This is a genomic window from Candidatus Pelagibacter sp. RS40 (assembly GCF_002101295.1).
Lineage (GTDB): Bacteria > Pseudomonadota > Alphaproteobacteria > Pelagibacterales > Pelagibacteraceae > Pelagibacter.
On sequence record NZ_CP020778.1, the window covers coordinates 165403 to 178246 of the forward strand.

The 12844-nt window shown below is 29.8% G+C and carries 11 protein-coding genes; 1 reads left to right on the forward strand and 10 read right to left on the reverse strand.

The genetic code is table 11. From position 1 onward, the window contains the following. Window positions 1–20: 20 nt before the first annotated feature. The 6 genes from B8063_RS00945 to B8063_RS00970 all read right to left on the reverse strand — a co-directional run bounded on the left by B8063_RS00945 (window position 21) and on the right by B8063_RS00970 (window position 6805). Complete coding sequence (locus B8063_RS00945; protein WP_085070829.1) at window positions 21–1703, reverse strand: dipeptide ABC transporter ATP-binding protein; 1683 nt, start codon at window positions 1701–1703, stop codon at window positions 21–23. Next, window positions 1700–2629 (reverse strand): ABC transporter permease, encoded by a 930-nt coding sequence (locus tag B8063_RS00950; RefSeq protein WP_082256605.1) that lies wholly within the window; start codon window positions 2627–2629, stop codon window positions 1700–1702. Before B8063_RS00950 ends, B8063_RS00945 begins: the two co-directional genes overlap by 4 nt. After that, a complete protein-coding gene (locus B8063_RS00955) occupies window positions 2622–3605 on the reverse strand; it encodes an ABC transporter permease (RefSeq protein WP_232311402.1) in 984 nt (327 codons plus the stop codon). Before B8063_RS00955 ends, B8063_RS00950 begins: the two co-directional genes overlap by 8 nt. Before the next feature lie 57 nt (window positions 3606–3662). After that, complete coding sequence (locus B8063_RS00960; protein WP_085068595.1) at window positions 3663–5225, reverse strand: ABC transporter substrate-binding protein; 1563 nt, start codon at window positions 5223–5225, stop codon at window positions 3663–3665. Window positions 5226–5288: 63 nt separating this feature from the next. Further along, window positions 5289–6011, reverse strand: coding sequence for a type 1 glutamine amidotransferase (locus B8063_RS00965; protein WP_085068597.1), 723 nt, complete (start codon window positions 6009–6011; stop codon window positions 5289–5291). Next, complete coding sequence (locus tag B8063_RS00970) at window positions 6008–6805, reverse strand: inositol monophosphatase family protein (protein ID WP_085068600.1); 798 nt, start codon at window positions 6803–6805, stop codon at window positions 6008–6010. Before B8063_RS00970 ends, B8063_RS00965 begins: the two co-directional genes overlap by 4 nt. Before the next feature lie 86 nt (window positions 6806–6891). Here B8063_RS00970 and B8063_RS00975 point away from each other — a divergent pair, with 86 nt between their 5' ends. Beyond that, complete coding sequence (locus B8063_RS00975; protein WP_085068602.1) at window positions 6892–7998, forward strand: TauD/TfdA family dioxygenase; 1107 nt, start codon at window positions 6892–6894, stop codon at window positions 7996–7998. Here the strand turns inward: B8063_RS00975 and B8063_RS00980 are convergent. Genes B8063_RS00980 through B8063_RS00995 form a run of 4 tightly spaced genes read right to left on the reverse strand, consistent with a single transcriptional unit; the run spans window position 7988 to window position 12835 of the window. Continuing rightward, entirely contained in the window at window positions 7988–8578 is a 591-nt protein-coding gene (locus tag B8063_RS00980) for an FMN-dependent NADH-azoreductase (RefSeq protein WP_075521214.1), read from the reverse strand. The genes B8063_RS00975 and B8063_RS00980 overlap by 11 nt on opposite strands. Window positions 8579–8581: 3 nt before the next feature. Beyond that, window positions 8582–9289 carry a cytochrome c biogenesis CcdA family protein gene (locus tag B8063_RS00985; RefSeq protein WP_085068604.1) on the reverse strand — a complete coding sequence of 236 codons (708 nt, stop codon included), beginning with the start codon at window positions 9287–9289 and terminating at the stop codon, window positions 8582–8584. Further along, a complete protein-coding gene (gene ppc / locus B8063_RS00990) occupies window positions 9289–11973 on the reverse strand; it encodes a phosphoenolpyruvate carboxylase (RefSeq protein ID WP_085068606.1) in 2685 nt (894 codons plus the stop codon). Before ppc ends, B8063_RS00985 begins: the two co-directional genes overlap by 1 nt. A gap of 19 nt (window positions 11974–11992) precedes the next feature. Beyond that, window positions 11993–12835, reverse strand: a complete 843-nt coding sequence (locus B8063_RS00995) for a fumarylacetoacetate hydrolase family protein (RefSeq protein ID WP_085068608.1) — start codon at window positions 12833–12835, stop codon at window positions 11993–11995. Window positions 12836–12844: the final 9 nt, after the last annotated feature.

Consider the following 12844-nt stretch of genomic DNA (forward strand, 5'->3'; position numbering starts at 1 on the left):
AATATCGCCATATCTCCTCCTTAGTTATAAATAGTCTCAATTTTTGGCATTAGTCTTAATAGTTCTTTTGTATATTCATGTTTAGGCTTTTCAAATAATTCCTCTGTATTTGAAATTTCACATAATTTTCCATCTTTCAAAACACCTATCCTATCACACATTTGTCTAACAACTGGTAAATCATGACTAATGAATAATATTGTAAGATTAAGTTGTTCTTGTAGATCCTTAAGTAAATTTAATATTTGTGCTTGAATACTTACATCTAATGCAGAAGTTGGTTCATCACATACTAGTAATCTAGGTTGAGTGGCTAGAGCTCTTGCAATTGATATTCTTTGTCTTTGACCACCAGAAAATTCATGTGGGTATCTTTCTGCTGAACTTTGAATTAGTTCTACAGAGTCTAATAAATCATAAATATAGTTTTTTAAATCTAGTTTAGAAATTTTTGGATTATGGAGAAGTATAGGTTCAGCAATTATATCTTTGACTTTTAATCTACTATTTAAAGAGGAATAAGGATCTTGAAAAATCATTTGTATTTGTTTTCTGAATTGAAGCATTTCACGATTATTTTTAATTTTGGTAATACAATTTTCATCAAAATATATCTCTCCAGAAGTTGGTTTGAATAAGTTAACAATCATTTTTGCTATTGTTGATTTTCCACTTCCACTTTCCCCAACCAAACCAAATATTTCTCCCTCTTTAATATTAAAAGAAACATCGTTTACAGCCATTACACTATTTTTCGAATTTTCTGTGAAGAAATTATCGTCAAAAGTTTTTAAAAGATTTTGAACACTTACTAAATTTTTATTTTGAATAGTTCTTTTAGTCCACCTATTTAAGATTTTAAGATTTGCTTCTTGATTATTTTGATTTTCTTTATCTAGTATAATAAATCTAGATATTTTTTTATTTGTTGGAGGAACTGAACTTACTAAGCTCTTTGTATATGATTGTTTTGGATTAGTTAAGATTTTCTTTGTCTCCCCAATTTCTACAAGTTCGCCATTTTTCATCACAGCTACTCGATCTGTTGTTTCGGCAATTACACCCATGTCATGTGTAATAAGTATAACTGCTAGATTTCGATTTTTAGTTAAATTCTTTATCAATTCTAAAATTTGAGATTGTATAGATACATCTAGAGCTGTGGTAGGTTCGTCAGCTATAAGAAGTTCAGGCTCACAACAAAGTGCAAGAGATATAACAACTCTTTGTCTCATACCTCCAGAAAACTGATGTGGGTAATTATTAAATCTTTTTTCCGCATCTTGAATTCCTACTTCTTTTAATAACTTAATTGCTTTATTTTTTGCATCCTCGTTACTTAACTTTATATGAGTTTGAATAGTTTCAATGAGTTGTTCTCCAATTGTTATTATTGGATTTAACGAGGTTTGAGGATCTTGAAATATTAATCCAATTTTTTTTCCTCTAAAATTTGTAAAATTTTGATTATCTTGATGAATATTTATATCACCAAGAATAATAGACCCATTTGAAACTCTCCCTGGCTCATCAATAAGATTAATGATTGCGTTACCTATGGTACTTTTACCTGATCCAGACTCTCCAACTAAACCTAGAATTTCTCCTTTATTTACATCTATATTTACATTTTTTGCTGCATACACGGTCTCTCTTCTCATTTTATAGTCTACTGATAGGTTCTGTATTTTTAAAAAACTCATTTTTTTAATCTTGGATTTAGAGTATCTCTCATCCAATCCCCTAACAAATTTATTGAAAAAGCTAATATTACCAAAAAGATAGCGGGAAAAAATGTTATCCACCATTCTCCTGAAAACAAAAAGTCATTGCCTAGTCGTATTAGTGTGCCCAATGAAGGTGTTGTTGGTGGAACACCTACACCCAAAAAACTTAAAGTTGATTCAGCAATTATAGCAAGTGCCAAACCTATTGTGCCTATGACCAATACTGGTCTCATTATATTTGGTAAAATATGTTTGAACATAATTATAATGTTAGAAACACCTATTATTGTAGATGCTGAAACATAGTCCTTATTTTTTTCAACTAGTGTTGCAGCTCTTGATACTCTTGCAAACTGAGGCCACTCTGAAATTCCAATTGCAAATATTAAAACATAAATTGCCATCTCATCATGAAGTTCTCTAGAAATAATTCCTCTAGCTATACCGTCTACAAGGAGTGCCATCAAAATACTTGGAACTGTAAGCTGTACATCTGTTAATCTCATTACAATCATTTCATACTTGCCTCCAAAATATCCTGCTGTTAAACCTAAAAACACACCTAAAACTAAACTAAATATAATTGCTGAAAATCCAACAATTAATGAAATTCTAGATCCATATAGTATAGTTGATAACATGTCTCTTCCTTGTCCATCGGTACCTAAAATAAATTTAGCCACTCCTTCTTCTGTCCAAGAAGGTGGGGTGAATGCTTCCATTAAAGATAATGAAGATGGATCAAAAGGATCATAAGGAGATAAAAATTCTACAAAAAATGAACAGAAAAAAATAATAAATAAAATTATTGATGATATTATTGCTGTAGGTGACTTAATAAAACTAAAATAAATATCACTATCTTTAATTCTTTCCCATGTAGTTTGTATTTTATTATCCACTAACGTTATCCCCTTTCACCCTTATTCTTGGATCAATAAAATAATATAAAATATCAACTATAAAATTTATCATTACAAACACGAATGCTATAAAAACTAAATATGCAGACATTATTGGTATATCAACAAACTGTACTGCCTGAATAAATAGGAAACCCATACCTGGCCATTGGAAAACTGTTTCAGTAATAATAGAAAATGCAATTAAAGTTCCAATATTAATCCCTGCAATAGTAATGACTGGGATTAATCCATTTTTTAAAGCATGTTTATAATAAATACTTTTTTCATTAATACCTCTGGCTCTTGCAAATTTTATATAATCAGTCTGAAGTATTTCCATCATTTCTGCACGAACCAAACGAATGATATAAGTCATTTGAAATAAGCTTAAAGTTACAGATGGAAGAATTATCGCTTTTAATCCGGAGACTGTTAAAAATCCTGTAGACCAAAAACCTAGATCTACCACCTCACCTCTTCCAAATGATGGTAGTATTCCTAAAATAACAGCAAACAAATAAATAAAAAGTATACCAATTACAAATGTGGGGAGTGAAACTCCCAATAGTGAAATTGCTAAAATAATGTCACTAAAAAATCCCTTTCTATTAATTCCTGTGTACACACCAAGCAAGGTTCCCGAGATTAAAGCTATTAAAGCTGAAACAACTACTAATTCAATTGTTGCTGGTAACCTCTCAATAATTAAATCAGAAACTGGTCTTCTTAATTGGTATGAAATACCAAATTCTCCTTTTGAGGCATTTACTATAAACCTAGAAAATTGAACATAAATACCATCATTTAAGCCTAGACTTTCTCTTAATTCCTCTCTTTCTTCATCTGAGGTTTCTTCTCCAACCATATTATTAATTGGGTCGCCAACAAAATTAAAAAGAGAAAAAGAGACTAAAGCAACAACTAGCATTACTAGTGCAGATTGAAACAGACGTTTGAAGAAATAATTTATCAATTTAAGAAAGTTTAGAAGTTACAGGCCCTTTATTTAAAGGGCCTGTAAAAAATTTAGTTAATTAAAACTAGCAAAACGGAATAACGGTTCGTTATTCGGTCTTATTGGAACATCAACATTACTTTTTGATGCCCAAGAAATAACTTGATGATGTAGAGGTAAATAAGAAATATCATCTTTTACAATTTTCCAAGCTTTTGCAATAGCTTCATTTCTTTTATCTAAATCTACTTCACCTTCCATGACTCTAATAGCTGCGTCTACCTCAGAGTTGCTGAAATTTACCTTATTCCAGCTAGCACCAGACTCATATAAGTAGTGAAATACATAGTGACTATCTAATGTAGGAACACCCCATCCAAGCATGTAAAAATCACCTTGATTGTCTTTAAGCTCTTTGAAATGTTTTGATTTTGTTTGTGCAAATAAGCTTACATTAACTCCAATTTTTCCAAGCATACCTACAACTGCAGTACAAATTGCTTCGTCATTAACGTATCTGTCATTTGGACATCTTAATTCAACATCGAAACCATTTGGATAACCTGCATCTGCTAAAAGTTTTTTTGCAGCATCAACATCGTATGGTAATCTTGCGTCAAGTTCTTTAGTATAGCCATTAACACCAGGAAAAGTAATAATACCTGCTGGTTCGCTTAAGCCTCTCATTACTTTCTTCTTAATTGCTTCAATGTCAATTGCTTGATACAGAGCTTGTCTCACTTCTTTTTTCTTAAAAGGATTATCACCAGTATTTCCTGTTCTCAGTTTATCTGCAGCTTGGTCCATACCTAAAAATATTGTACGCATTTGTGCAGTACTGTTTACTTTGTGAGCTGATGAGCTACTAATTCTTGCTAAGTCTTGAACTGGAGCATCTGTAACTAAATCTACTTCACCTGATAAAAGTGCTGCAACTCTGGTAGCTGCATTTTTAATTGGTAGTAAATGAATTTCAGTTACCTTGTTATCTTTCATATCACCCCACCAATGTTTGTTTCTTTTAAACACTGTTTTTGTATTTGGCTCTCTTAGAGTGATTTTGAAAGGACCTGTACCCATTGCATTAGTGGCTGAAAAAGTTTCTTGTCCAGCATCCCAGTTTTGAGCTGTAACCGCAAAATTCTTTTCACTCCAATCTCTAGACATTACAAAAATGTTAGAAAGTTGATTTAAAAGTATAGGATTTGGTTTGCTTGTAGTTACTTTTACAGTGTAGTCATCGATTGCTTCTACTCCTGACACTGTACTTATATACTCTTTGAAATCTGATGTTCTTTGTTTTGCTCTTAAAATACTAAAAACAACATCTCTTGATGTCATTTTAGAACCATCAGAAAATTTTACATCCTCTCTTAATTTAAAAATCCAAGTGTTTGGATCTGTTGTGCTCCACTTGGTTGCCAACTGAGGTTCGATAGTCATATCTAAGCCTCTTGTAACTAAAGCCTCATAAACTTGTCTTGAAACCTGTGTCGTTGGTCCTTCATTTTGAGCATGTGGATCAAGTGTTAAACTATCACCTTGCATTGACCATTTAATTGTTTTTGCGAACGATTGTGTTGAGACAAAAACAAATAAAAAAGTCAATAAAATCTTAAAAAACTTGAAAGTTTTCATTTCCCCTCCTAAAAATTATTATCAAAAATCTAGCTCAATAATGGATTAAAAAAAAGTTAATTATCAGACTAATTTCTTAAAATTATCATACAGAATTGTTGAATATTTATTCATTGAAGACATATTGATTTTTGCATCATTATCAAATTTTGCAAGCGCACCTTTTCCTAACTGACTTTCAAGAGCAGATTTATACTCGGGCACACACCCCCAATCACTTACTGTAGTATCTTTGATTTCAATATGAAATTGTATCCCATAAGCATGCTCCTGAAATTTAAAAATTTGATATTTTGTTTTAGGTGATGAAGCTATTAGAGTGACAGATTTTATATTTTCTAAATTTTGAACTTCATACGAGTGCCACTGTAGTGATTTAATTTTATCAGGGAACGTACTGAACAACTGATCTTTTTTTTTATTTTCTAAAAAATCAATATCTAACATACCAATTTCAGGTTTTGATGATTTTACAACTTTGCCTCCAATGACTTCGCCTAGCAATTGGCAACCTAAACAAAAACCTAAATAAGGTTTTTTTAAATCTATAACAAATTCTTTGATTTTTTTTTTTTCTTCAATAAGCCAAGGGTATTCGTTTTCCATCCATGTATCCATAGGCCCACCCATACAAAACATAGCATCAAATCTATCAAGATCTTTTGGAATTTTTTCGCCTTCATCTAATTCTATAGTTGTTAAATTTATTCCATCGCTTATCATTAAATCTTTAATGTATCCTGGGTCTTCTATTTTAATGTGTTGAAGAACAATTATATTTTTCATGTTGCTGGCTTAAGCAATTTTAGAATTTTTTTATGATTTAATTTATTACTTGATGCTAAAATATTTCCAGCAAGTTTACCATTTTCATTTTTCCATGTGGTAAGTATTCCTCCTGCAGCATTTATAATGGGTATGATTGCGTGAACGTCCCAGATTTTATTTGCGCATTGAACTACAACATCTAATCTTCCTTCTGCTAATTGTGCGTAAGTTAATGCATCAAAACACGGAAAATTAACTATCTTAATAAATTTTTGAATTTTTTTTTGTTTATTAAAAGATAAATACCCATGGAATGCTGCTGCAATCTTTGCATTTTTTAAAGAAACTTTTGAATTAACATTTAATTTAATTTTTTTTCCATTTTCAAATAAATATGAGTTTTTTTCATCTTTGTTAAGATAATACTTTTTAAGTTTAGGAAAATTTGCGAGTCCTACCATAGGAGTTCCTTTATAATTTAATGATATTAAATTACTCCAAGTTGGATTACCGGTAACGAAAGATCTCGTTCCATCAATTGGATCGATTACCCATGAAAAATCACTTTTTGTTTTCTTGAATCCATACTCCTCCCCCATGATTTGGTGACCTGGAAATCGATCTAAAATTTTCTTTCTAATGAATCGTTCGAAAGCTTTGTCTGAGGTTGTTACTGGATCATAGCCTTTTCCTTTTAATTTATTACTTATCTTAAAAGGTTTATCTAATTTCGAATAATAATATTTTGTAAGTTGTTTTGCTAAAAGATTAAGAAAATTAAAGTAAATTTTATAATTAAAGTTTTTGTTCATTGCACCACGTATTAATAAAATATTTTAATAATACAAACGAATTTAACTTGAAAAAGAAGAGTTTTTGAAGGAATGTTTAATAAGTTATGAAATTTGAAGTAAGTTCAAACAAAATATTCTCATTCATAGGATCAAACAAAGAAGAAATTCACCCCTTTTGGTTAAGAGAACGTGTCAGTGAGAAAGAGTATCTAGATGAGGGTACTCAGCAACGATTGTTTGATCCATCTTCAATGAAGCAAACAGTTGAAATTGTAAATGCAGAAATAAATGGAGAGTTTTTAAAAGTAAAATTTAATGATGGTGTAGACTCAAAATTTGAAATTAAAAAATTGTCAGATGAACTTAGTTTAAATTCAAACGAAATAATAGATATTGAAAAAGTAAAATGGAAATCTGATTTCAAAAATATAAAAAATTTCAAATTTTCAGATAAATTTGCTGATAGTAATGAAATGCTAAATTTACTGATAAATTTTTACAAATATGGCTTTGTTGTTATTCAAGATGTACCAACAAATAACAATTTTCTTGTGAAATTTGGAAATATGATAGGCAGTGTTAAAAGAACTAATTTTGGTGAATATTTCAATGTAAAATCAAAACCTAATCCAAATGATTTAGCATATACAGCGCTAAGTTTATCTCCTCATACAGATAATCCTTACAGAAATCCTTTTCCTCCATGCATACAAATTCTTCATTGTATTGAAAATGAAGTTAAAGGAGGTCATTCAACTTTAGTTGATGGATTTACAGTTACAGAAGATCTAAAAAAGTTAAATCAAGACTATTATAATATTTTAACGAGTACTAAAGTCAGATTTAAATTTTCAGATAAAGATACAATTTTAGAAAGTTGGGCTGAATTAATACATTTAGATGAAAAAGGGAATTTTCAAAATGTTAGATTTAGTCCAAGATTGGATTATGTGCCTCAAATGAAAAGAGAGAAACTTGAAATTTATTACAATGCAAGAAAATGTTTATCAGACTTATATAATTCTGATGAGTATAGGATTGAATTTAGATTAATGCCTGGAGATTTAATGATGATGGATAATCATAGATTACTTCATGGAAGAACGTCTTTCGATCCAAATGAGGGTAATAGATTTTTACAAGGGTGTTATTTAGACTTTGATAGCACAGAAGGTAAGTTGTTACATTTGAGAAGGAAATTTAATCTTTAAATAATTCCTCTATTTTATTTTCAGCCTGCTTGATGGATTTTTCATAATCCAATGCCATTTGATCAGCAGCAATGATTTTAATATTTTTAATACCAAAAAAATTCAACATATGAATTAACCAGGGTGTTAAATAATCTTCATCACCTTGTATTTTGGTTCCCCCAGAAGTGATTACTAGATAAACTTGTTTATCCTCAAGTAAACCAATTCTATCACCGTCTTCGGAATATTTAAAAGTAAGTTTAACTCTTGCTGCAAGATCAGCCCAAGCTTTTAACGTTGCAGGTGGACCAAAATTATATATTGGTACAGATATAATAATTATATCGCTTTCTTTTAATTCAATAACTAATTTATCAGAAAGTTCGAACATTTTTTTATGATCTTCTGTTTGTTGTTCAACTGGAATTTTCATCCCCGACTCTGTTAAACCCGAAATAAAAAGCATTTCATCATCTAAATCTCTATAGATTAATTGATCATCTTTTTTTTTAATTTTTTGAAGTAATTTTTGAGCCAATTTTCTTGATGTTGACCCTTCTTTTCTAGCGCTACAATCAATCTGATAAATTTTTCTCATTAATTATCCAAAATTTCCAAGTACAGGGATATACTCTAAAATATAATAACCTAATGCCTGTAATTGGTTGGTTATCATCAATATTCCTGTAATTAGCAAAAGTCCACCACCAATTTTGGAAATAAGTTGCATCTTATTTTTTAAATTTTTTGAAAAAATCATAAATCTTTGAATAAGATATCCAGATAAAACGAAGGGTATTGCTAAACCAAGTGAATAAAAAAGTAATAATAATACTCCTTTGTTGATACTATCTTCAACTGCAGCTAAAGCCAAGATAGATCCAAGTATTGGACCTATGCATGGTGTCCATCCAAAACCAAAAGCCATACCAATTAAAATAGATCCAAAATTACTTGGTGTGATATTTGAATGCACTCTTTTTTCATAGTTTAAAAATTTAATATTAATTAATCCAATTATCTGAAGAGAGAAAATTATAATAAATATTCCTGCAATAATTCTTAATTCATAAGAGTAGTCTAAAACTAATGATCCCAGAAATGTAGCAGTTGCTCCAAAACTGATAAATACAATTGAGAAACCTAATGAAAATAGAATTATTGGAAAAATGTTTGTTTTCTTACTTTCCAAAAGTTCATTTAAGGAGCTACCAGAAATATAGGATACATAGCCTGGTATCAAAGGTAAAACACACGGTGATAAAAAACTGATCAAACCTGCACTTAATGCAATAAAAAGTTCTAACATTATCCAGTATTTTTCATTGCTGCAGAAATACCGGCTATCGAAGTTAACAATGCATCATTTAAATTCTTTTTATTTTCTTTACCTTTGGTTATTTTTAGCTTCGATATAACAATTGGCTGAATGACATTGAGCACCTCTGTGTAAATATTTCTTGCAACGATAATATTCCTAAATTGTTTTCTGGCATTAATTATTTCTTTAGGAGTTATTTTTTTATTTAATTTTTTTATTGTTTCAAATTGGTATCTTAATTTTTTACCAATTCTTATAAGTTTATGATCTGCTAAATATTTTTCATAAACCTTTGATATTTCTGGATCAACTTTTGAAATTACCATGTCTAGGATATCTAACATTGAATTAAAAAATGGCCAATTTTTCTCCATATCTAAAAGAGTACTTTTAAATTTCTTAATTGAAGAATATCTTAATGCCTCTGCGCTACCTAACCACGCTGGTAACATAAGTCTTATTTGAGTCCACGCAAATACCCAAGGTATTGCTCTTAAGCTTTTTATGTTGTCTACATTTTTTCTCTTAGATGGTCTTGATCCAATTAAGAGTTTACCTAAAGACACATGTGGTGTCACTGTTTTAAAATACCTAATAAAATCAGAATTTTGATTAATATTTTTTCTATATGAGCTTTTTGAAATATCTGACATTTTTTCAATTAAATCTCTCCAATTCTTTTTTGGTGCAGGTGGAGGATTAAGAGTTGCCTCTGTAACAGCCCCTATATAACTGCATAAGTTATATTTAGCTAATGGCTCATAACCGTATTTTTGCTGTATAACTTCTCCCTGATCAGTAATTCTTATTTTTCCATTAACAGAGTATGGAGGTTGAGACCTTAGTGTAGCTTGTATTGGACCACCTCCTCTACCAGCTGAGCCACCTCTTCCATGAAAAAAAGTTACGTCAATTTTAAATTTTTTTGCAAGTTTAACTATTTCTTCTTGTGCTTTATATTGATGCCAACTTGCACATATTTTACCAGCATCTTTACTGGAATCTGAGTAACCAATCATCACTTCTTGCTTGTTATTTATCAATTTTCTGTACCATTTTTCCTGAAACAGTGAATTCATAATAGCTTTTGAGTTTATTAGATCATCTAAAGTTTCAAATAATGGAACAACTCTTAATTTATTTTTGATTTGCGCTTCTTTTTGTAAAAATGAGACAGTTACTATGTCAGAAATAGAAGAAGTCATTGAAATGACATATGCTCCTAGGCATTCATCTGGTTGTTTAGAGATTGTTTTGAAAGTTGACCAAACTTCTTTATTTTCTTTATTTTTAAATTCAAAATTAGTTAATAAATTTCTCTTTTTTTTAATTTGATTTGCTAAAAATTTAATTTTTTTCTTTTCGCTCCATTTATAATAGTTTTGTTGATATTTTCTTTTTATATATTCTGCAATTAATTGGGAGTGTCTGGATGACTCTTGTCTTATATCTAATCTAGCAAGATTTATTCCAAAACATTTAGCTCTTCTCATTAAATCTAATAATTCACCACTTGCTAAATTTTCATTTTGGTTTTCTTCCAAAGATTTTCTAACCACTCTTAGTGGTTTTAAAATTTCTTCTCGTGAATTTAGCAATATTTGTTCATTCAATGGTTTATTGTAAACTAAATGTTGTTCTATGGATCTGTGAGTAATTCTCATTTTATCTCTGAGCGGACGTAAATAAACCCTATAAGGTTCAAATGACTCTCCAGTTTTTTTTTTAATTTCTTTTGAGCATTTTCCCATTGAATAAGATCTAATTAATTTTGTTAAAGATTTTTCGTATAATTTTGCTGCTTCCCATCGAGATAATAAAATTACTTCTTTAGTCACTTCTGCAGTTACATTTGGGTTACCATCTCTATCTCCACCCATCCAAGATCCAAATTCAATTGGATTAAAATTTTTTGGAAGACTTTTGCCCATATTTTTAACAAAAATGTTGTTTAATCTCCTGTATACCTTTGGAATAGTTTCCCACAAACTATCCTCGATTATAGCAAGTCCCCATCTTGCTTCATCAAATGGAGAAGGTTTTGTTCTTTTCAAGTCATCCGTATTCCATATAATTGTAATTTCATCATATAATTTTCTATCTATAATTTTTTGTTTTGATGGAAAACTTTTCATCAATTCTCTTTGTTCTAAAAGCTCTGTAATATTGTGATATTTTTGTATGAGTGTTCGTCTTTTTACCTCTGTAGGATGTGCTGTTAAAACAATACCAATGTTTAAATTTTTTGCAGTATTATAGATTTTATTAGATGAAATTTTTCTATCCTTAAAAAGTTCCTCAAAAATTTCCTCTATAAAAATATTTTTGTTTGCTTTAGCTTTATTATTCTCAAATTCATCTAAAGTTCTTGAAGCATCAATAGACTCCGCAAGATTTATAAAATTCATAAAATGAGAAAATGCTCTTGTAAGTTTATAAGTATTACTTGGATTAATTTGACTTAATGTTTTCGAAATTTTTTTATATGAATCTTGTTGTTTAATATTAGCTGTATTTGCTTTTGAAAGTTTTCTAATTTTTTCAACAAGATTAAAAAATGTTTGACCCTCTTGTTTTTTAATCACATTTCCAAGTATATTTCCAAGAAGTCTTACATCATCTCTAAGTGATTTTGTTGGAATTCTCTCATAATATAAATCTCTTTTGATCATAAAAACTTATTGTTTTGCGCTATATTAATACAACTTTGGAGTTTTGTTCTCCTAAATTATCTATTGATAACCTAAGTTTGTCATTAGGTTTTAAAAATTTTTGTGGCTTCATTCCCATACCTACTCCTGGAGGGGTTCCAGTGGTTATTATATCCCCTGGATACAAAGACATAAATTTACTTAAATAAGAAACTATTACATCCACATTAAAAATCATAGTATTTGTGTTACCAGTCTGCATTCTGACTCCATTTACGTCCAAAGACATGTTTAAACTATTTGCGTTCGAAATTTCATCTTTAGTTACTAAATATGGACCAATTGGACCAAAAGTGTCATGTGATTTGCCTTTAACCCATTGACCTTTTTTTTCAATTTGCCATTCTCTTTCACTCACATCATTTACTAAACAATATCCTAAAATGTGATCTTGAGACTGTTTTTCAGATATATGTTTAGCATGTTTTCCAATAACAATTCCTAATTCAACTTCCCAATCAAGTTTTTTTGAATCTTTAGTAATTTCTATATCGTCGTTTGGACCGTTTATACAACTTGTTGCCTTCATAAATACTATAGGCTCAGATGGAGGTTTTGATCCTGTCTCAGCAGCATGATCAGAAAAATTTAGTCCTATGGCAATAAATTTTCCTGGGTTTGTAATACAAGAACCAATTCTCTCGCTTGAAGACAGTTCTGGCAAAGAAGATAAGTCTATACTCTGTAATTTTGAGATTGTTTCAAAATTTAAATTATCAGGATTGAAATCTTTAATGCATGAACTAATGTCTATTATTTTACCATCATTGCTTAAGATGGCTGGTTTTTCATAATTCTTTTTTCCAATTCTTAAAAGTTTCATTTTCCTCGT

Excerpts from the sequence above, each read along its gene's own strand:
- B8063_RS00945 (WP_085070829.1), bottom strand. The coding sequence starts at position 1,703 with ATGAGTTTTTTAAAAATACAGAACCTATCAGTAGACTATAAAATGAGA.
- B8063_RS00960 (WP_085068595.1), bottom strand. The coding sequence starts at position 5,225 with ATGAAAACTTTCAAGTTTTTTAAGATTTTATTGACTTTTTTATTTGTT.
- B8063_RS00965 (WP_085068597.1), bottom strand. The coding sequence starts at position 6,011 with ATGAAAAATATAATTGTTCTTCAACACATTAAAATAGAAGACCCAGGA.
- B8063_RS00970 (WP_085068600.1), bottom strand. The coding sequence starts at position 6,805 with ATGAACAAAAACTTTAATTATAAAATTTACTTTAATTTTCTTAATCTT.
- B8063_RS00975 (WP_085068602.1), top strand. The coding sequence starts at position 6,892 with ATGAAATTTGAAGTAAGTTCAAACAAAATATTCTCATTCATAGGATCA.
- B8063_RS00980 (WP_075521214.1), bottom strand. The coding sequence starts at position 8,578 with ATGAGAAAAATTTATCAGATTGATTGTAGCGCTAGAAAAGAAGGGTCA.
- B8063_RS00985 (WP_085068604.1), bottom strand. The coding sequence starts at position 9,289 with ATGTTAGAACTTTTTATTGCATTAAGTGCAGGTTTGATCAGTTTTTTA.
- ppc (WP_085068606.1), bottom strand. The coding sequence starts at position 11,973 with ATGATCAAAAGAGATTTATATTATGAGAGAATTCCAACAAAATCACTT.
- B8063_RS00995 (WP_085068608.1), bottom strand. The coding sequence starts at position 12,835 with ATGAAACTTTTAAGAATTGGAAAAAAGAATTATGAAAAACCAGCCATC.